We start from the raw sequence: 20,642 nt of genomic DNA, 5'->3' as shown, positions 1-20,642 counted from the left end.
GTCAGAATGTCGGCGCGGTCGCCCCGACCTCGGTCGTCGGCGGCTCGGTGGCGGCCGCCGAGGCGATTACCGGGGCGGGAGGCACCTTGGCCGGCTTGGGCAGCGCGGATGCTCTTTGCAGCGCGGCCTCTTTGCTGATAGCCGAAATCGAGTTGCCGATCCGCCCGACGATACTGGTCAGCTCCGCGTCGGATAGTCTGAGACGCTTTTTGACGAGGCGCACCTGGGCGCGGTCGGTCAGGTCGAGTTTGTTACGGATCGGTTGCGATTTCGGGCGGCGCATGGCGACAGCTCCTGTCTACGACGGTAACAGTCGCGCGTCTGATTCCGTTCCTCCTCGTGCTGCAAATGGCCGGCTCCGCACCCAGGAGGAACGAACGCGCACAGCTCCGCTTTGTCGTCCCGGCAAAAGCATCTTGAAGCACGCCGAGACGCTGGGAATGTGGGCGAAAGGGACGGGTTTGAGCCAAAAACTGGGAACGGCCACACAAAGTCGGTGCCACGGTCCTCAGATCGTTGATCATGGTGTCTCGCTCAACCTGTGGGCGCCCACGGCCCGATCGGTCGAGCTGCTCGAGCTCGACCAGCCGCCCCGCAGCATGCCGCGCGATGATGATGGTTGGTATCAGTTGCTGAGCCGGACGGCGCGAGCCGGCACGCGCTATCAGTTCAGGATCAACGAAGATCTCATCGTTCCTGATCCCGCCTCGTTCTTCCAGCCCGACGACGTCGGCGCGCCGAGCGAGGTGGTCGACATGGCAACACTCCGCGACTCGGTGCTCGATCCCGGCCGTCCGTGGGCGGAAGCGGTGATCTACAAGCTGCACGTTGGCACGTTCAGCGAGGAGGGCACTTATGCGGGTGTCGAGAGGGAGCTGCCCTATCTGCGCGAGTTGGGCATCACCGCGATCGAACTGATGCTGCTCAATGACCTCCCCGGCCGGCATAATTGGGGCTATGACGGCGTGCTTCTGAATGCGCCAAACGCCCGCTACGGGAGACCGGAGGATCTCAAACGGCTCCTGCGTGCCGCGCATGACCTCGCCATCATGGTCTATCTCGATGTCGTCTATAATCATTTCGGACCGCAGCTGAACTATCTGCACAGCTACGCGGAAAGCTTCTTCACCGAACGCCATACCACCGGCTGGGGACCTGCCGTCAACCTCGAGGGACACGACGGGCATTCGTACGCGAGTTCCTGATCGAGAACGCCCTGATGTGGCTGCGCGACTATGGCTTCGACGGCTTGCGTTTCGACGCGGTCCACGCCTTGAAGGATGATTCCGAGCGGCACTTCCTAATCGAGCTTGCCGAGACCGTTCGCAACGAGCTTTCTGACCGGCACCTGCATCTGATGCTGGAGAACGAGGCCTATGAGGCGCATCTGCTCGAGCGCTCACAGGGCCGCGCGAAATACTACGATGCGCAATGGGGTGACGACTTTCACAACGCGCTCCACGTTCTGCTCACGGGCGAGAATGAAGGCTATTATCGCGCCTTCGCAGACAAGCCGCTCGAACATCTCGCGCGATCCTTGACAGAAGGCTTTGCCTATCAGGGCGAAGTCTTTCCGCTCCACGGCAAGCCGCGCGGCGAGCCGAGCGCTCATCTGCCGCCGGAGGCCACCATCGTCTTCGCCCAGAACCATGATCAGATCGGCAACCGTGCTTTCGGGGAACGGCTGTCCGAACTGGTCAGTCCGGAGAAGCTCTCCCAAACATTGGCGCTCGTGCTGCTGAGTCCGCATATTCCTTTGCTGTTCATGGGCGAAGAAGCGGCGGCGGACACACCGTTCCTGTTCTTCGCGGACTGGAGCGGGGAGGCTGCCGAACTGACACGCGAGGGACGGCGTAAGGAGTTTGCCCATTTCAAGGCTTTCTCGACACCAGAGATGCGCGCCCGGATACCTGATCCCTGTGACGAGAAAACCTTCCAGGCATCGAAGCTTGACTGGACGCGGATTGATCGGTCTCCGGCCAGCACCGAGTTTCGAGTGCTGACAGTCCAACTCTTGAGGATTCGTCGCGAAAAAATCGTGCCGCTAATCAAGCGGGGTTTCGTTTCGTCTCAACGAAAGTTGCTGGGCGAGGGTGCTCGCTTGGGCGGCCTGGATGTCCGCTGGCAGACCGAGGATGGAGATGCTTGCAGATCGTGGCCAATTTCGCCGATTGGGAACTCCCCATGCCGGCGGGCGTCGAGGGCGAAACCCTATGGCGATTGCACCCAGCTGGCACAGAGGGACTATTGCCGGGCGACATTACCGTGCGGCTGGGGCAGCAGGCGTGACAGGCCGGCAAGGAGCGCTTGCGGTGTCTTTCCGTTGAGGTGGCAAATTACTGCCGTCTCGCCGGAAAGAAGGTGATCATCACCGGGGACGACAGCGGCATCGGCGGCGAAGTGGCGATCGCCTATGGCAGGAGGCGCGGACATCGTCATCTCCTATTTGAGCGAGGAGGCGGATTGCGGAAGAAGTCAAGGCGCTGCTGCCGCGAGAAGGGGCGCAAAGCCGTCCTGATTCCAGGTGGCATCCGCAATCCAACGCCGATCCATCGTGCGTCGTGACGTCGAGTAGCTTGGTGGCGCAGGCGGGGCATCGCTCTCAATGGGGCTGGCGCGCGTGAGCGGGCGCGCTTGCTCTGATTGCAGCCCTGAAAATTGAAAGGCCCAAGTTCGGGCAGAACTGGGCCACTGCCCCCTTTGCTTGAACTTGACCAGGCAGTGCTTCGCCTGCGGGACAAAGCCCGATCTTCTGCTCTTCAAATCGAGCGCCGTTGTCGTCCGACGAAGAGGCCATACACAAAGAGCACGATGATAGCGCCGACCACCGCACCGATGAGTCCGGCACCCTCTCCCGGACGGTACCAGCCAAGGGCTTGGCCAAGATAAGTGGCAACGATGGCCCCGACGATCCCGAGGATGGTCGTCAGGATGAACCCGGAGGGTTCGTTGTCACCTGGCATGATGAATTTTGCGATCACCCCCGCGAGAAAGCCGATGATGATGGTCCAAATAATGCTCATTCTCCGCTCCTCCTGAATAAACAACAGCGCAGTTTGAAGGCTATGAGGTGGGTAAACGCCCCTCGGGTGTGTACTTGTCGATCGCCTGGGGAAGCTCGCGCGATAACCTTGCGAGAATCTCCTCCTGAGAAAGCCCGGTCTCCTTCTCCAGTTTGTCCAACACGTCAGGGCCGATTGCTTCCCGCAGCTGTGGGGGCGAGATGTCCTTGTTCGGCCCTGAGCTGACCCAAGACCGAGCCTGGTCCCCGTGACCGTTTTGGTTGAATTTCTCCAGTAGCTCGCCAATTCCTCCCTGGAGTAGTCCTCCGACACCTGCCCCGCTCAGCATGCCTGTGAGATTGCCGAGCAGACCTCCTAACGGTTGTTGGGCACTGGCCGGCTCTAAAGATCCGGATCCCGGACCTCTCAGCAACTCCGCCAGCTTGTCTCGATTCTGATAGCCCGCAATAGCGAGCAGCCCAAGAAGCGCAGTCATGGACGGCATTCCGCGGCTCATCGTGTAACTCCCTGATAAGGTTCGACAGCTCGAACTCGGACTGTCCACTTCTGTTCCTACGATCGAAGTGTCCGTCAGTTGAACTTGGGTCTGTGTCGATTGCCTCTGGTGCGAGTGGACGGCACGATACTCCACGAACACTGGGCGATAGAGGAGCGACACATGGGGAGGGGATCTTCCTGGCCAACCAGAAGCTTTGATGCCCGGCTCTCAACGATGGCCGCAAGAGCCAAGAGCCGTTCCCGAAAAGTTCAACGAGTGGCCGCCCTCTGAGGAGTGGCGACGTCTCTAAAGAACGCTCGCCGGCCTTGCACTCACTGCGGCTGGAGAAGTCCCAGAAGGCGCTGCCGGTCTTGTTCAAGAACGCGCTGATCTTTGCGCATCATCTAAGGCTCTGCTTGAGCCGCCGCCGCGTCTGTTTACTTCGCTTGAGTTCAACAATACGCGCTTCGCACGCGGCCAACCGCCGCTCATGACCTGGCGTTCGACGTGTCTCAGGTGATCTGAAAGCGCCTCTTTAAACATGAGATGCTGCGTCGCTGCGGAAACGCCTCCCGACCAAATGCATGATCCCGAAAACGCCAAACATGCACAGCAGGAAAGTTGCAGCACTGATCTCGCTGTGTCGGCGACCGCGTTTCATTGAACGCTCGTCTTATAATAGGTCGCGGATCAACAACGCTATGCTCACAGATGTTCCTGTCCATAAGAGAAATAGCTCTCGGATGAATCGACACACTCTCCAGAGAGCCTGCATTTTGATTAGGGTCAAATCCGATCGGCCCAAGAGGTGTAGATGACGCGCGTACAAGCGCACCACTACGTGAGCTCGAATGTTGACCGCTGCCGAATGCCGCAACCTCGCACAGAGATACAGAAGCAAAGCGAACGAACCGGGCTTGCCTCCGCGACGGGCGACCGTTCTCCGCAACATAGCCCGCAGCCTCGGTGGCCTAGCTAGTCTACTGGAAATGCTGGGTACCGCCTTAGAAGAAGATGGCCGCAGGGCGGTAGAGCTGGCTCAGATGGCGACGTCTTCTCAAATGCGCAATTCCGCTTCTGGGCTGGTAGCCGATCAAGGCTCGAGTATTTGGCACGTCGGCTGAAGGCGGTAGGCACGACGTCGCACCCCGAAGCCTGACAGTTGCGTGCGATCCACAACGTGCATTGAGGAGCTCACATTCTAGCCGAGCTGTTAGATTTGGAACCTTGCGAGTTCCGGGCCGTTCAATCCGGCGAGATGGTCATGAGCGCAAGCAAGCCAGTAAAGGAAAAGCAGAGCGAAACCGCCAAGTTCTTGGACAATCTCGCGACCCGGACGGCTTAGGCCGCGGGCCAGGCCGCGACCTTTGTGCTGGCTGCCGCGGTCGTGTCATCTGGGCTGTCACGTGTCATCTGGGCTGTCACCGGACCAGTCTTCGGCTTCTCGGACACTTGGCAGCTTGTCATTAATACAGGCACCACAATCGTCACCTTTCTCATGATCTTTCTCGTCCAGAATTCGCAGAATCGCGTCAGCGCGGCTATGCAGGTGAAGCTCCACGAGTTGATTCGCGTCGGCAGCGCTGGAAAATCGCTCGTAGGCACTGAGCACCTGACCGACGATAAGCTCGAAGAGTTGCGCACGAAATGCGAAGCGCGCGCAAGAGCTGAAAAAATCGGAGAGGAGAGTGTCAAGGCTACTGGGTGCGAATAGCTCAGCGCGCCGCCGAACGATCGGCCGATTAAGTGACCGGAAGCACGAAGTTTGCTGCCGCTGGTCCGGTAGATCCTACGAAAGATGGGCCAACAACGAAGCGTCAGCAGGTCAAATGAAGTGAAGCGCCTCAGTTTGAGCGTTCGCAGCTAACTGCCCCGATCTTACCGATGCGATCGAATTCTAGGACCGCGCCCACCGCGCCAGTGCTCGTTCTCTAGGAGATCATTGTGCGATTGTTCAATGCCCTTATACGCGTCGGTGGCTGATAGACCGATTTGCGCTCCGCCTACGCGAGAAGAGCAAGATGATGGACCGGTCAATGCATTTTCAACATCTGGAGGAAGCTGACCGCCACGTTTTGCTGCAAAGCATTCCTCGCCGCCGTTTCGCCGGTTCAGCTAGCGGTCCTCTTCGCCTTTAGAGCTGGCGGCACCGGCCCCAGCGCCTCTAACTTTGTTCCCATTGAGGGGCCACTAGCAGGAACATGCCCCTGAACGCGGGTTTGAGCCTTTGATAGTTTCTGCGTGCTCTAAGGGACGTCAATGGCGCTCCAGACTGGCCTCGGGAATAGACTTTTGGCGGCTTTGCTACCAGCGGATCTCGACCTGCTTCAGCCTCACTTTCGAAAAATGTCGTTTGGGGCTGACGCTGTACTGGTGCGAACTGGAGATGAGCTCAAGCAAGTCTATTTCCTCCTTAGCGGTGTCCTAGCGTTCCTGGTTGAGATGTCGGACGGACACATTGTCGCGTCCATCCTCATGGGCTCGGAAGGAGCGGTCGGCGCTCTTTCCATTCTAAGTCCCTCGCAGTCGCCAGTCATCGTGACTGCCTATGCGGCAGGAATTGCGCTGCAGGTTCCTGCTTTACGATTGCAGCTTGCCTTTGAACAAAGCGCCGCGATTAGGCGAGTTCTGCGCCTCCATTTCCGCACACAATTGTTGCAGCTTCAGAATATGGCCGCCTGTAACGCGGTGCATCCGGTGGAATGCCGGATGGCTCGATGGTTGCTCGAGATTCATGACCGTGTCGCGAACGGCGAAATTCAATTGACGCAGGAGGCGCTGGCACAACTTCTTGGGGTTCGGCGAACGACCGTGACGGTAACGATGCGCAAACTTCGAGAAATTGGTGGCATCATATCAGAGCGACGCGGCGTGCTGGAGGTCCACCGAACGCGGCTTGAGAAAGTCGCTTGTGAGTGTTACGACGTTGTGCGACAGAGGATCAAACGGATGCATGACGAGGAGCTGGCGATGGGCTCGCCGAAAATGTCACATCTGCAGTACTCTCCTTTCTTGCTGATTCCGATGATCTCGCCCGGGTGTACCGATTTGATCTCGCCCAGGATTCCGAGATGATCTCGCCCACCATTCCGATTTGATGTCGCCCGGGGCGCGAGGCGTTCTGGCTGTCTGGTTTCTGGCATCGGCGAAGCCGCGTGGTCAATCTTGAATCGCGGCTCGACGGGTTGGTTTTTCTGTTGCTCCTGCTGTGGGCATGTGGGCAACGCTCTTGCGTTGTCCAAGCGTAGCGGCATGTCCACAGCGCCACAGGCTCAAGCCTTTCGGTCGGGTTTGCGGGTTCGCCGCATGCTTTCGCCGTTGAGATCGATCCGGTGGGCGTTATGGACCAGGCGGTCGAGGACGGCGTCGGCGTAGGTGGGATCGCCGATCAGCGCGTGCCATTGATCGACCGGGAGCTGGCTGGTGACGATGGTGGAGCGGCGGCCGTAGCGGTCCTCGAGGATCTCCAGGAGGTCGTGGCGGGCGGCGGCGTCGAGCGGCTCGAGGCCCCAGTCGTCGAAGATGAGGAGATCGACGCGGCCAAGCGCGCGCAGCAGGCGGGAGTGGCGGCCGTCGCCGCGCGCCAAAGCGAGATCGGTGAACAGCCGCGGGACGCGCTGGTAGAGCACGGAGCGATTGTCACGGCAGGCCTTGTTGCCGAGCGCTGAGGCGAGCCAGCTCTTACCGACGCCGGAGGGCCCGCAGATCAGCAGGTTAGCGTGGTCATCGATCCAGCGGCCTTCGACCAGCTTCGTCAGCAGGCTGCGGTCGAGGCCGCGTGGAGTGCGGTAGTCGATGTCTTCGACGCAGGCCTCCTGGCGCAGCTTGGCGTATTGCAGCCGCTTCGACAGCCGCTTGTCGCGTCGGGTAATGACGCTTCGCGTTCGAGCAGCAGCGCAAGCCATTCGGCGTGGCCGAGGCTTGCGGCCTCGCCGCCGGCTTCGATGTCGGCGAAGGCCTTGGCCATGCCATGCAGGCCGAGCGCGTAGAGTTGATCGAGGGTCGGATGCGTGAGCAAGATGTGATCTCCTAATTGTAGTAGCGCGGCCCGCGGATGTTGGGATGAAGGATCGGCGCGTCGTCCGCGGAGCGCTTGGGTGAAGGACGCCGATCGAGATTGTTGGCAAGGATCGATTTGACCGAGCCGTACGTGCGCGCGCCAATATCGATCGCCCGCATGGCGGCGGCATCGAGCCGCTCGTGCCCGTAGGATCGGGCGAGCCGGATGATGCCGAGACAGGCGCGGAAGCCCTGTTCCGGATGCGCCCGCTCGTCGAGGATCAGGTCGCACAGCGCCGCGGTGGCCGGCCCGATCGAGGCGGCGTCCTTACGGATGCGCTCGATGGTCCAGCCAGCGTAGCGCCGATGACTGGAGGCCATATGCTCCGGCACGGTCGTGTGCTTGTGGTTGCCGCTCATGCGCTGATGCGCGGCGATCCGCTCACCCTTGTGGAAGATCTCGACGGTGCGAGCCGTGAAGCGCACCTCCACCTCGGCGCGGACGAAGCGATGCGGAACGCTGTAATAATGCGCCTCGACCTCGACGTGATAATCGATGCTGACCCGGCAGATCCGCCACTCGGCGAACTCGTAAGGGTTCTCCGGCAGGGCCTTCAGCGCTGGCCGGTCGATCTCCTCCAGCAGCTTGCGGCGGGTGACACCGAGCCGCCTAATCGGTCGCTCCTCGTTGAGCCGGATCATCAACTCGGCGATCGCCGCGTTGACGTCGGCGAGGCTGTGGAAGGTGCGGTGGCGCAGCCGCCCGAGCAGCCAGCGTTCGACCATCAGGACCGCCTGCTCGACCTTGGCCTTGTCCCGCGGCCGTCGCGGCCTGGCCGGCAGAATGGCGGTGCCGTAATGCGCCGCCATGTCGGCATAGCTGCGATTGATCCTGGGATCGTAGAGACAGGCTTTGATCACAGCGACTTTGGTGTTGTCCGGCACCAGCAGCGCCGGTACGCCGCCGATCGCCTCGAAGGCGCCGACGTGGCCGCTGATCCAATCGGCGAGCCCCTGCGTCCAGGTCGCCTGCGCGTAGGTGAAGCTCGATGCGCCGAGCACCGCGACGAAAATCTGCGCACTGCGCCGCTCGCCGGTGCGCCGGTCGATCACCACCGGGACGCCGTCGCCGGCATAGTCAACGAACAGCTTGTCGCCGGCCGCATGCGACTGGCGCATCGTCACCGACAGCCGGCCTTCCCAGGCGCGGTAGAGCTCGCAGAAACGCGAATAGCGATACCCGCCGGGCTCGCCCGCGATGTACTCCTCCCACAGGATCGACAGCGTCACGTGCTTGCGCCGGAGCTCGCGGTGCACCGCCGCCCAGTCCGGCTCGGCCTGCCGGCGATGGCCCCGCCGGGTGCCGGGACCGGCTCCCGCGCTGGCGAACAGCCGGGCTTCCAGCACAGCGTCGGTGATGGCGTCGGGCAATGGCCAGGTCAGCCCCGCCGCCTCGAACCGGTGGATCGTCAACCGCACCGTCGAAGGGGCTGTCCCCACCCGCCGCGCAATCTCGCGGGTCGGCATCCCGGCCGACTTCAATCTGATCACATCGCGCACATGGCGCATCGCAAACCTCTCCGTCGGCATCCAGGTCCCCCTTCGCAAAGCCGAAAGGCGGACCGTATCGGAGCCAGAAGAGGCCTCGTCACCCCGGGCGACATCATCCCGGAATGGTGGGCGAGATCATCTCGGAATGGCGGGCGAGATCAAATCGGAACGGTGGGCGAGATCATTCCGGAATGGTGGGCGACATCGAGCGGAATCAGCACTTTCTCATGAATCGGATGTTTTCCGGCGGAACGGCAGGCCTGGTGGGCGTCGAGCTGCGGCACTGTTGCCAACCTCATCCCTCGACTATCGGCCCTTAGCGCTCCCGCCAGCTACTGCGTTCGCTGTTGAGCAAAAACCGGATGTTGGCCGCGTGCGGTGCTAATGCCCCCAATATCCCGCGAGCCGCGCCGTTTTGCCAGGCCTCAGCTCACCTCGTAGCGCAGAGCTGAGGTCTTCTCCTTCATCGCGTTGTTCGGGAGAACGGCCTCGAGCGCACGCATGAGCGCATCGGACGAGCAGGGCTTTTTGAGAACGAGCGCGCCCTTGAAGCTGTCGGGGAGACCTTCCGAGCCGTAGCCACTCAAGAAGACGAATGGAGGGCCACGCCGTCTTCCGGCCTGCGACCGGCCGCAAATTATCGCTTTGCAGAATCGCGCAATCATAATCAGCGGTTCTGCCAGGCCTCATCCCAAATCAACGCTATCATCGCCGTAAGCTGCTCCACGCCATAGCCACCTTGCCGGCCGAAGCGGGTGCACCAGCGCCGCTATCCGACGCGCCTTTGGCGAGCGACAAAGCCGGCGGGGACACCGCCGAGCGCCGCCACGTCACTGTAATGTTCTCGGACCTCGTCGGTTCGACGGCGCTCTCCGCACGTATGGACTCGGAGGACCTACACGAGATCGTTTCGGCCTATCAGAGATGCGTCGCTGGCACTGTCGGGGCTTCGTCGCGAAATACATGAGCGACGGAGTGCTCGTTTACTTTGGCTACCCTGCAGCACTTGCTCAAGCTCGCTCCTCTCTGCTCTGCGTCGAATGCGATGTGCCCTTGCAGAAAGCGGACGGGGCGGGTTGATCATCTCGCCCTTCCTGCTTATTCATCATCAAGCAGTCGCCGAAGCTCCGCTGGAGAGAACTGCTCTGGGTCGAAAGTAAATTCTTCTGGATCAATGGAGACCGAAGGGGCGAAGTGATCGTCCCGTAGTCCGTGAAGCGCGTCATGCAAGTCCTTTTCCAGTTGCTGAAGCTCCTCTGAAGGGACGGACACTGGCGAGGGGCTGGAGTGATCATCAAGATGATCCATTACTCGCCGAAGATCTGCCTGAGGGAGCTGCTCCGAATGGAATGCGACTTGCTCCTGGATGAAAGCCGACGTGGCGGGTTGATCATCTCGCCCTTCAGCAAGCTCCTGTGCGTCTTCATCCTCGAGCAGTCGCCGAAACTCCCCTGGAGAGAACTGCTCTGGTTCGATGGTAAACTCTTCCGGATCAAGGGAAAACGAAGGACCAGGCAAATCCCCCCATTGCCGGTCGAGCTCGTCACGCAAGCCCTTTTGCAGCTGCTGAAGCCCCTCTGGAGGAGCGAAGACTGGCGAGGGACTGGATTGATCATCAAGATGATCCAGTACTCGCCGAAGCTGCTCCCGAGGAGGCTGCTCTGGCTCGACCGCGACCTGTCCTTCGAGGAGAGCCGACGGGACGGGTTGATTATCCTGCCCCGCCTGATGCTCCTCCTGCCGATTAGCTTCGCGTGACGCGCGGTGCTGTGCAGCGGCGCCGTCGATGCGTATCGGTTCCGTCAGTAACGCGCTTTCGGGATTGATGGGAGGCACTCTCTGGGGGGGAGAAGTGAGCTTGGCGCGAGTGCGCCCCGGACGCACGATGGGCACGACTACGCCCGTCGACCGAAAGGTCCGCAGATGCTCTAATGCTTTCAGGAGTCTGTCGCTCTTGCCGAACTCGTGCAAGTCACCGCCGTCGGTCAGCGACTCGCCGTCCACCCGAGCAACAATGCTTGGTTTGTTTTTTGCGAAGAGCCAACGGCTATAGCCAAGAAGAGAACTTACATATTGCTTCGCCGGCTTGGCAGTCATCCCGCCCTTGATGAGGGCCTCCTCAAGGCTCAGGATAGCGGGAGCATCCTCGGCATAAAGAGGCCGACTGTCCCACTGCGCCCGGATTATGACGCCCGTTGAGGCGACCGGCATTGCTCCGCTGCTTCCTCCTGAGGCGGCGTTTGAGCTTGGCTGCCGGTATACCACGACCTCTTCCAGATCGTTCAGCGTCCTCGGTCTCTTCGCTGCTCTCGTTTGAGCGATGTCATGCTCATGATTGATGAGGACCTCCTCACGTGACAGGAGACTGCTCCTGGCACGTGCATCCATCGCTTCATCCGGGGATTGCTGGCTGTCGTTAAATGCGTCTTTCGCTGGGGCGACCGCGCGCGGTCGCCCGCGAGAAACCAAATGGTCCGAATCATGATAGGCACGAAGCACGCTTACGCCTGTCTTCATGGCCGCGTCTTTCGGGAAGTAAGTATCTGCGTGATCAAGCAGAGACTTGTGGTCCCCTAAATCAGTCGTTTGGCCACGAGCGCGCAGATCATTCGCCAGTCGACGAAGCGCCTGAGTATAGAAACTGACCGTGCTCGGTTGCAGGTTTTTCTGAGCCGCATATTGAGCAATCGCCCTGTCGATAAGGCCCCGGTCTTCTGTAGATAAATGGGGATAGTGGTCGTGAGCGCCGACGGGAGCGGGATCTGCCTGCCTTGCCTCGGCCACGTGCTGCTCAAAGCCATCTTGTGCGGCCGGGCCAGTCTGCGCCGCTTCCGAGACGGCGTGCTGCACGTGCGACCAAGCTCGTACGCCAAATGGGTCAAAATCTTGCGGATCCACGCTAACCTCACCTCCAGGATCACCTGAACAGGTTCCCGTAATCGGGAAAGCTTTCGAGAACCTGACGTGGACATGGTTCCGTACGGGAGTTATTCGCGCTGGCCAACGTCCGAAATGACGCGCTCGGGACCAGCCGCTCCTCAACAATCCGCCGGTCCTCGCTGGAGAACCAACGACATCCTTTTCCGTAATCTGTTCCAGCTGGCGTCCTGTCACATCCGACTTAACGGGCTCGTCTGGCGCAGATGCAGGCCGATCCGTTCAAAGAGATCGCGACGCTCAAGTCCCAGTCCCATGCGTCACGAGAAGTTGGGAGCAGAACGGCGCCTGCGATGATCAGAAGAATATCAACGTAGACACCAGCAGATTGAGCGCGTGTTCGGTTTGGGGCGTGTGTGTGATGCTTGTCGGGTTATGAATGTATGACAGTCCGACGCTTGCATATATCCCCGGAGCGAGATGCGCGGTGTATGTTCCGGTGATTGCGGTGGTATCGCGGTGCGCAAGCTGGCCTTTAGCCAGGGCGGCATCCACCGCAAATTTGCTCCAGGTCGTGTTGCTAGCAACGAGAGCAATCAGATCACTGGGCCGATTATCAAAAGGTCCCTTCGCATAAAGACGAAGCTCGTAATACCGGCTGATCCTGTTGAGGTCAGGCGGAGCTCCCATAACGGAGAAGCCGCCATAGATGCCGCGAGACGGCGACCCAAGGGCGTCACTCTGCCAGAGCTGCCTGTCCGCAGCGATATAGTGAAAGTTATTCCCGCTCTCCCTTGGTTGCTCGGGATCCGCCAAGCTCTTGTAGCGGCTGCTGTTGAAACCAACGCCGGCCCGCAGCCACGTGTCGGGTAGGCCGGGAGCAGCCTTGCTCTTGTAACCCGCTTCATCAACGAGAAGCATGCCTGCATTGGCCGTGTTCCAGTTCAAGCCGGTGGGATTCTCCGTTATCTGGACATAGGGACCATCTGGACTGATTGAGCGCTGGACGGAGACCTTGTTGTACAAGCGATCGTCAAAATTGTACTTCAGGTTGACCGCCGGCGTGGGCGCAGCATTGGTGCTCATCCCTGCCTGAAACAAGGCAGACATGTTCGATCCTGTAATCCCTCCGAACAATGTGCCGGTGAACTCATTTTGGTTTCTGAGATAGCCAAGTTTGAGTTCTAGCGTCCTGTCGGAGAAAGTCTGGTAGTAGGCGAGCGTATTGAGCCCCACTCGATCTGGCCCCGGGCGATCCCACGTCCAGTATTGCTGCTCGGCTCCTACGACAATCTGTCCGTCGGCAATGCCAAACCGGCTGAGATCGTAGGTGACGATCATGAAATTTGCCGAGGCGAAGGTCGGATTCTGGCCCATATAGAGCTGGTTTGCGATAGTGCTTCTGGCTGCATTCGGCAGCTGGTTGTTTGCAAAGCTGTTATGTGTCCAGCCGATGTAGCCGATGCCGACATCTGCCAGCGCCGATCTAACGCCGTCCTTGTCCTGATCAATCGTGTCCGCAGGGCCAGGTATGTTGAGCCACAACCCTTTTTCCCGCAGATTATCGTACCTTGCGAAGGGATCGATCGTCTTTTGCGTTCTCGTCTGAGAAGCCTGCTCCGCATTGCCGCGCTTTTCGAAAGGCTCACCGGGACTTGCTGCGGGGGTCGAGGCAGGAGGGCGGATTGCCTGACGGATCAGCTCGATCGGGAGCTTTGCGGCTCGATGGGAAGTCTTTCGTCTTTTGCCGGCCTGATCCACAGCGTGGCTACTAAGATCAAGCCCGCTCGCGGTTTGTGCGAGCACGGAATTGCCGACCAGACAACCCGCTAGCGAAAGTGCGATAACGAGCCCACCTTGCTTTCCCCTTGGTGTTGCCGTAGCCGAGTATGTCCGAGGCGAGGTCGTCGCAAAAAAGTAATCACGCATGGCGCAGTTCGGGGTCCATGTCTACCGGCCATGAATAGATGCAGTGCAGCCTGATTGGCCCAGACTGAGCTCCCGGCGTTTTCGCGTACGAGGGCGGGGGGGACGAGTCAGGACTCGATTTATGCGACGAGAACCACTCAGGCTTCCCGAACCTCTCAGCTCGGGGGCGATGATCATCTGGTCCGCAACTTTGCTTGTGGATGACGCCGGTGCGCCGAGAACCAGCGGCGAGCGCTGGGCCGACAAAATGCTCATGACGAGCGCGCGGGGCCTCGCTGTCCTGGGCACCAAAAAATTGCGAATGTCCACCTTGCTCACTGTGAGTCAGGCGATTCTGGCGGTGCCGCGCGTCTGCATCGAAGGCGGCTTTCTCGACGAAACGGCAGCGACCAGAAAGCAAGGCTCGCCGGTCAAGAGGCCCGGCTTCACGAAGCGCTTCATTGGTATCGTTGTCAGCGAAACACGAGACAATCGCCAGGCTTGAAAGCCGAAGAGCCGTTGAATTTGCGCGCGCGGCAACCACACCACAACGTCTAACTTGATGGCCCAGGAGATCGGAGGAATCGGCAGGTATCGGCGAGCAGTTTCTGGCTCCGTCAGCGCCGTTGGCGCGGCAAAATCTGTCTTGCATCCGAATCCTTGACGTGCGCAGCGTTCGTTGGTCTCGCTTGCCACGTGCCCGTCATCTCGAACAACCTGCCGGAATTGGGAGTTGACCAGGTGCAATGGTTGCCGGTCCAATCCGCCATTGCGGCTCGGCCGATCAGCGTGGCGCTTACGTCGCGCGTCCCGGATGAAGTTGCTGGTCTCAGCAAGGCGTGAGACGGGGCTCCATCGAACACACTGCAGGAAGCAGTGGACGGTCTGCATTCGTGCCGGAGCAAGGTAAGAAAATCTGCAAGGTTCTTCTGAATGATGAGAAAATGCTGCGCCATCGCTGGCGAAGATGAGAACCATTGCTCGCTGGTGACGCTATCATGGAGAACGCGCAAATTGTCGCGTTGCGTTGCTCAAGAAGTACCGCTTCATAGCAGCAGGGGCAGCCGATCGGGAAGCTCGCCAAGATTGATTATTGTCGACGCTGGCAGCTCCTGGAGCGCGTGAGCATCGCAGGCTGTCGCGTCGATAAAATAAGCCTGCTGGAATGGAATGTTGAGCGAGGGACAATGGACTTGATTGATCAAGCGGCCGCTTCAGACTTGCGGCCGCTCTTGCACGGGCCGTCAAGACGGACTCTCCCGGTTTTGGTGCTCCCGCTTGTCCTCGTCGGCTCGTGTGCTGCTGGCGCCTGGCTTTGGGCTAACCTTGAAGAGTTTGTCGAGACGCCGGAAGCCCGGGATGCCTCTTCAACGATGAGCCTGTCACTGGAAGACAGGATGTCCTTGTCCGAGATAAAGTGGGCACAGCAGAAAGCTGGCGATGAGATCGCAGAACTCAACCGCCAGATCGATGCCCAGCGGGATGACCTCAAACGGATTCTGGATCAGATCACCGTGCTGACTTCGCGCATCGATTCGCTGCAGAGTTTAACACCTATCCCTTCTGCTGCTCCCGTGCCTCCTTTGTCGCCAGCCCGGGCTGCTCCAAGCGTCGCCAGGAAGCACTTCGGGCGGTCCAAACCACAGGGACCTGTTTCCGTCGGAGGCGCGCCAGTGATCGCAGGACCGAAGACAGCCGAGCCTTGAGATCTGAGATCGCTGCGGGCGTAGTCGAGTCTCCAACCGCGCTCGAGGAGGTGGACCGTAGCTTCGCAAGCTGCCTGCGGCCGTAAAATACCCGAAACTTATGCGGGCGCCGGCGTCTCCAGCGGCATGTCGCTGAATCCGTCACCATCGTCGAGACACTCCGGGGCAGGCGGGGGGCAGAGCCCTTTCCGCATGATCGAGGCGTGGCCCTGAACGGCGGGATCCGCTGCGCCTCTCCTTCAAATCAGCTCCCTTTTAATCGGCTCTCGCCAGTTCTGAGGCCATATCTGAAACGTCGTGCCATCACACAGCCGCTGCATCCTCGGAATCTGGCCTGTCCGCCCGAGGCGCTTCTTCGGATCGCCCTCGCGAAGAGCTTAGAGGTTTGGGATCTGCTCACATGCGTGGCCTGGTTAGGGGGTACGGTCGAGATAAGTGTCGAATGCGGCAGCAACAGCACGAATGACAAACCGGTGCTCCTGCTTGACCCGAATGAATCCCTCTTCAATGTCCACTATCCCATCTTCGGCAAGCATTCCCAGGCGGTCGGCCGAATCGAGAAGAGGAATCGGATCAAATCCGTGAGCAGCACAGATCGCTGATACGTCGGCCTGCAAATCGCACATCAGACGCTCGATGATTGCGGCGCGGAGGCGATCTTCAGCGGTGAGACAGTAGCCTTTTGAGGTTGCCAGACGGCCAGCCTGAATGTGTTGGTGATAGGAAGCGGTTGCGATCTCGTTCTGGACGTAACCGTCACGCAGACGGCCGATGGCTGACGGACCTAAGCCGATCACGGTTTTGCAGGTATCAGCCGAATAACCGAGAGAGTTGCGGCGCAGCTGACCGGCTTTCTGCGCCAGCGCGAGCTCGTCGGCGGGCAGGGCAAAATGGTCGAGCCCGATCTGGCGATAGCCGGCCGAGACCAGCGTATCTGCAATGGCCGCGGCTTGCTCGGCGCGGGCGACATTGTCCGGCAGCACCGTCTCATCGATCTGGCGCTGACGTTTCATATAGGAGGGGACGTGAGCATAGCCGAAAACCGCAAGCCGGTCTGGCCGCATGGCCAGAGCCGTCCGGGCGGATTCCACGCAGGACCGCACCGTCTGATGCGGTAGTCCGAAGAGTAGGTCGAAATTGATGCGGCTTATCCCATGCTGGCGAAGACTTTCGACGACAGAAGCCGTCTGCATCTCGCTCTGGAGGCGGTTGACCGATCTTTGAACCACGGGATCGAAGCTTTGCACGCCGATGCTCGCGCGACTGACTCCGGCCGCTTGTAAGGTTTCGACCATCTCGGCCGTGAACGCACGCGGGTCGATTTCTATGGCGATGGTAGCGGATTTGCTGAACGCGAAGCAGTGGCGCAGGAGGTCCATCAAGGCCAGGAAATCGGTCGGCGCAATGATGGTCGGCGTCCCGCCGCCGAAATGCACGTCGTTCACCGGCAGAGCGCGCGGCGCTTGCCCTGCGACCAAGCGTATCTCCTCCTGCACCGCCGCCAAGTAGTTGCGGATCGGTCGGTCGCTGCGAGTGAGGCTTGTAGGGAAGCCGCAATACCAACAGATCGAGCGGCAGAACGGAACGTGGAGGTAGATCGATACGGGTTCATCGGGCGGCAGCCGCCTCAACCATGTCTCACAAGCCTTGGCACCGATCATCGCCGAGAAATCCGGTACGGTTGGGTAGATGGTGTACCAAGGCAGGCGAGCATCGCAATATTTGTTCAGGAGGGAGGTCTGCAACGCTTAACTTTCCCATGCTCAAACAGCATGAAGCTGACCGATGCCATCTCTTGTGTCTTTGCGTTATATCAAACGCGCCTAACTGTTCCGGAGATCTGGTCCCGCTCTCGATGTCAGTGCCAACGCGGCTTAGGGGCGGGAGTGAGAGTGGGAGTGAGAGCCGCTCGTTGGCGACTATTTGGATGCTTGTGGATAGAATGAACTTCTCGTATGAGCACGGCCGAAGCGGCTAGACGTCCCCCGAACGACCTCTCCTTAAAATGGCTTGAGAAGGCGAGGTTCTGCTGGCCGCGGATCGGATATTATCGGGTGCAGCTGAATGCTGCCCAGTTAAGGCTCTGGACGATGGGACGGACCGGAAGCGGGTCCGGACCGCGGCGGTCAGCCGCCGGAGATCGTTGGGTAAAAGCACCGCGGTGAAGTGAATCAGTAGACGGAAAGGGCAAGAGAACCGGGCAAAATGTGCTCTGGTCGAGTCAATGACGCCGTCCGATCTCAGCCGCCCGAATGACATAGAGACGCTGAAGGGCATGGTACTTGCCATGGCCGAGAAAGCGGCCCGCGCCGGTGCCTTGGCGATGCGAAGTCGCCCATCTCAAGGCCCGCAACGCCGACGCCGTTGTGCGCATCCAGCGGTTGACGCAGATCCTAACGGCCTCCGCGCCTGGTTCGGCCGACGATCGGAAAAGCTCGGCTCCGCGAGCGGCGACGATGAACAGGAGGGCTGCGTCTTCGAGGAAATCGAGACCGGCATCGCCGCCTCAACGCCCAGGTCAGCAAGGGCCGTGCGCAGGCGGATGGCAAGCATGCAGAGCGTCGGCGCAAGAACTTTGCGTCCCATCTCGAACGGATCGAAACTGTCATTGAGCCGGAAGAGCTGGCTGAGCGTGCCGGCAAACAGAAGATGCTGATCGGCGGGGACGTGTCGGAGCGTCTGGATGTGGTGCCGGCGAAGGTAATGATCGTGCTTAGAACGCGGACGGCTTGATCCAGGCGCCGGCCCCCGGCCCATATCATTTGAAGGAGGCATTCCGACGGAAGCAGTTCTGGCCTCATTGCTTCAGCGTATCGCCAACGGCTGGCCAAGCAGCGAAATCGACGCGTTATGCCATGGAACCACCCGCTGACGGCCTCAGCTTGCCGCTTACGAACGATAGACCGCCCATTCGTGATTGATGCCCAAGTCGCACTCGTGGCCTTTCCGCAACCCTGATAGCGCCAATGCCACGTGCGTTACGGCGGAGGGCCATTCGCGGGCGACCTCACATTCTGGAAAGCCGGGGCGGACCATCAGTAATCAGCCCCAACCGTAATGCAGACATGCCTCGTGGGAGCACCAATCGCCATATATGTTTGGACCGATGACTCGTCCTACTTTCAATCCTCGCGCCTGTGCCGACAATTGGCGGGGCTGAAGGGATACAGACCGCTTCGCGAGGGCCTATCGCGCCCTCGCGAAGCGCCAAAGCGCCTCCTACATAAAGTCATCGTCTTCCCAATCGGGCGTGGTATTTCGTGCTCGGCCGGAACGTTCCGTATCCCTGCGCTCTCCTCCGCTTTGGAAAGGTAAAGTCGGGGTTTGTTCTCTCGCTGCCATTCACCGTTGCTGTTCTTGCCCCACTTGTCGGGATTCCGGGTAGGATCAAGAACCATCAGCGAGTCACTTATCTCAACAAAACCCAATGCTGCCGCACGGGCTTTCGCTTCCGGATTCACGGGATGAGAAAGGACCAAGGGCTCGTGGCCGTCAAGCCGAAGTTGATGCTCCAGCAAGATGTCGCCTGCGTTCTCGACCAGGGGATGCGTAACCCGAAAATCTATCGTTGATGTGATTTCAGACCGTTCGGGAAACTGTTCCTGCCAGCGGGCGCGTGCGGTTTCGCCCTTGAACACATCATTGACGGGAGCTCCTCCTTCCGTTCGGAGAAGTCCAACGCTTTTGTTTCCTAGTTGATAGCTGAAATGTCGTGCGTCGTCCGAACCGGCCTTCCTGCCATGATTATAGGCGGCGTCCACAGCGCGTTCCGCTTTCAATGCCACCGAACGCGGGTATTGCTGGCTGGCCGCGATTTGCTGTACTCATCCCCATAGAAATCTTCCAATAGTTCCTGAAATGAGGTGCTCGAGATCTCCACAATAGGTGGTTTGGCAGTTAGTGAGTACGACCGTCTGTTGCCGAAGATGAACCAGGGTAAGGCCTTTGCGGCCCGATCTGCATACCGGAAAAAACGTCCTCGAAGCTTCGGCTTTGATCTGTTTGCGTACCGCCGGCTTCAGTTTGTGTCGTTCCATCAAGACTGGAACTACTCATCCAAGGAAAGCTGGGTGAGCCATCTAGTCGATTGTACATGGACGTTCGTGCTCCCATCCAAGAAAGATATGTTGGGTGTCAGGCTACTAAGGCCGAGCGGGACTTGATAGTCAGATTATCTGACGAGAAGCTGACTGCAAGTTTCGGACATCTTACAAATGAATTGTACGGAGCTTGAGCGATGGGGTGTCTCTGCTCTTCCGATCAAATATGTCACGCGGCTTCAGCATCGCGCCCGATGGTACAGCTTCTCGAGGGCGATTTCGGCTCGACCATAAGCGTTGCTCTTGCAGTGGAATTGAGATCAGGTCGATTTCTCTTTTGACAGGAACAAAGGTCCGAGAGTGCGCCGCTAAGGATGAAGTCGATTTCACCCTCGGGATATCTGAAGTTGTGGAGATAGTGGGCGGCCCTATCCCAGTCAGTGCAGTTCCAGACGTCAGTGGTCTCTGGTGACAACAAGGTAGATATTGGGGATCGTCGATGAGCGCGTCGATGAGATCTCGGGTTCTGAGTTGAGAAGGAGAACCTCACCTGTTTCAATCAGCGGCGGATGGATTCGGGCGAACTCGCCTTTCCGGTCGGTCGGAACGCACCGTCGGATTCTCGTCAAACGCTGAGAGAAAGCTTTTCATCGCACGTAGCAGCGACGGCGGCATTTCTGCCGCAAGTGTCTCCCAATCAGCCTTGGTGACGAAAAGACTACCGTGTTCAATTGCACAAACTGCAATTGGGCTTTGGGACGATCTCTCCGTTCGCGGCGATCATCTCAGGTGTGCGCCAAACCGTCGTTAAGGATTCAACCTGAGAAGGGACTGAAGCCAACCGAAGGAGCATCCCTTAGGTGCGGTGATGCGGTCCAATCCATCATGTGGGCCGACGGCCGCGCAGCTCCACTTCGAATATCAAGCCCGAGCATATCAATTTGGCGGGCTTTGGAAAAAATTCGCTTCGCCTCTGAACATTCGTCCGTTCATTCTTGCCGTGCTTCTGTTCTTCACGCGGCTCTAATCCTACCCTGTTTAGACGCCCCGTTTCGATTCG

At 59.5% G+C, this 20,642-nt stretch carries 14 protein-coding genes and 4 pseudogenes; 8 read left to right on the top strand and 10 right to left on the bottom strand.

Going from position 1 to position 20,642, the window contains the following annotated elements:
• Position 1: 1 nt before the first annotated feature.
• Positions 2–283: a hypothetical protein gene (locus P6U29_RS32765; protein WP_407114441.1), complete on the bottom strand. Its 282-nt coding sequence runs from the start codon at positions 281–283 to the stop codon at positions 2–4.
• Positions 284–416: 133 nt separating this feature from the next.
• On the opposite strand from P6U29_RS32765, the gene P6U29_RS32760 reads away from it, so the two are divergent.
• A complete protein-coding gene (locus tag P6U29_RS32760) occupies positions 417–1,205 on the top strand; it encodes an alpha-amylase family glycosyl hydrolase (RefSeq protein WP_407114440.1) in 789 nt (262 codons plus the stop codon).
• A 14-nt stretch (positions 1,206–1,219) separates the two neighbouring features.
• Positions 1,220–2,365 (top strand): hypothetical protein, encoded by a 1,146-nt coding sequence (locus P6U29_RS32755; protein ID WP_407114439.1) that lies wholly within the window; start codon positions 1,220–1,222, stop codon positions 2,363–2,365.
• Positions 2,366–2,759: 394 nt separating this feature from the next.
• Here P6U29_RS32755 and P6U29_RS32750 read toward each other — a convergent pair whose 3' ends face one another.
• Both P6U29_RS32750 and P6U29_RS32745 read right to left on the bottom strand, forming a co-directional pair.
• Positions 2,760–3,023, bottom strand: coding sequence for a GlsB/YeaQ/YmgE family stress response membrane protein (locus tag P6U29_RS32750; RefSeq protein ID WP_407114438.1), 264 nt, complete (start codon positions 3,021–3,023; stop codon positions 2,760–2,762).
• Positions 3,024–3,063: 40 nt separating this feature from the next.
• Positions 3,064–3,519, bottom strand: coding sequence for a YidB family protein (locus tag P6U29_RS32745; protein ID WP_407114437.1), 456 nt, complete (start codon positions 3,517–3,519; stop codon positions 3,064–3,066).
• A 1,240-nt stretch (positions 3,520–4,759) separates the two neighbouring features.
• Here P6U29_RS32745 and P6U29_RS32740 point away from each other — a divergent pair.
• Positions 4,760–5,247 (top strand): annotated as a pseudogene (locus P6U29_RS32740) (low affinity iron permease family protein).
• A gap of 513 nt (positions 5,248–5,760) precedes the next feature.
• Positions 5,761–6,576 carry a Crp/Fnr family transcriptional regulator gene (locus P6U29_RS32735; RefSeq protein WP_407114436.1) on the top strand — a complete coding sequence of 272 codons (816 nt, stop codon included), beginning with the start codon at positions 5,761–5,763 and terminating at the stop codon, positions 6,574–6,576.
• Between the two features lie 197 nt (positions 6,577–6,773).
• On the opposite strand, the pseudogene istB reads toward P6U29_RS32735, so the two are convergent.
• From istB to P6U29_RS32720, 3 genes and pseudogenes are all read right to left on the bottom strand, one after another.
• Positions 6,774–7,519: pseudogene (gene istB, locus P6U29_RS32730) on the bottom strand (IS21-like element helper ATPase IstB).
• An 11-nt stretch (positions 7,520–7,530) separates the two neighbouring features.
• The gene (gene istA, locus P6U29_RS32725; protein WP_407119246.1) at positions 7,531–9,069 is read right to left on the bottom strand and encodes an IS21 family transposase; all 1,539 of its coding nucleotides are present in this window, start codon (positions 9,067–9,069) and stop codon (positions 7,531–7,533) included.
• Between the two features lie 140 nt (positions 9,070–9,209).
• On the bottom strand, positions 9,210–9,335 hold the full coding sequence (locus tag P6U29_RS32720) for a hypothetical protein (RefSeq protein WP_407114435.1): 126 nt from the start codon (positions 9,333–9,335) through the stop codon (positions 9,210–9,212).
• Between the two features lie 422 nt (positions 9,336–9,757).
• Between P6U29_RS32720 and P6U29_RS32715 the strand changes: the two are divergent.
• A pseudogene (locus P6U29_RS32715) lies at positions 9,758–10,056 on the top strand (adenylate/guanylate cyclase domain-containing protein); the annotation flags it as partial.
• Between the two features lie 93 nt (positions 10,057–10,149).
• Here P6U29_RS32715 and P6U29_RS32710 read toward each other — a convergent pair.
• Together P6U29_RS32710 and P6U29_RS32705 are read right to left on the bottom strand one after the other, a co-directional pair.
• Positions 10,150–11,949, bottom strand: coding sequence for a hypothetical protein (locus tag P6U29_RS32710; RefSeq protein ID WP_407114434.1), 1,800 nt, complete (start codon positions 11,947–11,949; stop codon positions 10,150–10,152).
• A gap of 336 nt (positions 11,950–12,285) precedes the next feature.
• Positions 12,286–13,857, bottom strand: a complete 1,572-nt coding sequence (locus tag P6U29_RS32705; RefSeq protein WP_407114433.1) for a carbohydrate porin — start codon at positions 13,855–13,857, stop codon at positions 12,286–12,288.
• 169 nt (positions 13,858–14,026) lie between these two features.
• On the opposite strand from P6U29_RS32705, the gene P6U29_RS32700 reads away from it, so the two are divergent.
• Together P6U29_RS32700 and P6U29_RS32695 are read left to right on the top strand one after the other, a co-directional pair.
• Complete coding sequence (locus P6U29_RS32700; protein WP_407114432.1) at positions 14,027–14,341, top strand: hypothetical protein; 315 nt, start codon at positions 14,027–14,029, stop codon at positions 14,339–14,341.
• Between the two features lie 682 nt (positions 14,342–15,023).
• The gene (locus P6U29_RS32695; protein ID WP_407114431.1) at positions 15,024–15,542 is read left to right on the top strand and encodes a hypothetical protein; all 519 of its coding nucleotides are present in this window, start codon (positions 15,024–15,026) and stop codon (positions 15,540–15,542) included.
• Between the two features lie 413 nt (positions 15,543–15,955).
• Here the strand turns inward: P6U29_RS32695 and hemN are convergent, their stop codons facing one another.
• Positions 15,956–17,287, bottom strand: a complete 1,332-nt coding sequence (gene hemN, locus P6U29_RS32690; protein WP_407114430.1) for an oxygen-independent coproporphyrinogen III oxidase — start codon at positions 17,285–17,287, stop codon at positions 15,956–15,958.
• Positions 17,288–17,766: 479 nt separating this feature from the next.
• Between hemN and P6U29_RS32685 the strand changes: the two are divergent.
• Positions 17,767–18,393, top strand: a pseudogene (locus tag P6U29_RS32685) (IS66 family transposase); the annotation flags it as partial.
• A gap of 271 nt (positions 18,394–18,664) precedes the next feature.
• Here the strand turns inward: P6U29_RS32685 and P6U29_RS32680 are convergent.
• Positions 18,665–19,303, bottom strand: coding sequence for an effector protein NopP (locus P6U29_RS32680; protein WP_407114429.1), 639 nt, complete (start codon positions 19,301–19,303; stop codon positions 18,665–18,667).
• Between the last annotated feature and the right edge of the window lie 1,339 nt (positions 19,304–20,642).

The sequence above is a fragment of the Bradyrhizobium sp. LMG 9283 genome (genome assembly GCF_045571415.1).
Lineage (GTDB): Bacteria > Pseudomonadota > Alphaproteobacteria > Rhizobiales > Xanthobacteraceae > Bradyrhizobium.
The sequence above is the reverse complement of the archived record's forward strand: the minus strand, read 5'-3'. Positions and strand labels throughout refer to the sequence as shown.

Excerpts from the sequence above, each read along its gene's own strand:
- P6U29_RS32765 (WP_407114441.1), bottom strand. The coding sequence starts at position 283 with ATGCGCCGCCCGAAATCGCAACCGATCCGTAACAAACTCGACCTGACC.
- P6U29_RS32755 (WP_407114439.1), top strand. The coding sequence starts at position 1,220 with ATGTGGCTGCGCGACTATGGCTTCGACGGCTTGCGTTTCGACGCGGTC.
- P6U29_RS32750 (WP_407114438.1), bottom strand. The coding sequence starts at position 3,023 with ATGAGCATTATTTGGACCATCATCATCGGCTTTCTCGCGGGGGTGATC.
- P6U29_RS32745 (WP_407114437.1), bottom strand. The coding sequence starts at position 3,519 with ATGAGCCGCGGAATGCCGTCCATGACTGCGCTTCTTGGGCTGCTCGCT.
- P6U29_RS32735 (WP_407114436.1), top strand. The coding sequence starts at position 5,761 with ATGGCGCTCCAGACTGGCCTCGGGAATAGACTTTTGGCGGCTTTGCTA.
- istA (WP_407119246.1), bottom strand. The coding sequence starts at position 9,069 with ATGCGCCATGTGCGCGATGTGATCAGATTGAAGTCGGCCGGGATGCCG.
- P6U29_RS32705 (WP_407114433.1), bottom strand. The coding sequence starts at position 13,857 with ATGCGTGATTACTTTTTTGCGACGACCTCGCCTCGGACATACTCGGCT.
- P6U29_RS32700 (WP_407114432.1), top strand. The coding sequence starts at position 14,027 with ATGATCATCTGGTCCGCAACTTTGCTTGTGGATGACGCCGGTGCGCCG.
- P6U29_RS32695 (WP_407114431.1), top strand. The coding sequence starts at position 15,024 with ATGGACTTGATTGATCAAGCGGCCGCTTCAGACTTGCGGCCGCTCTTG.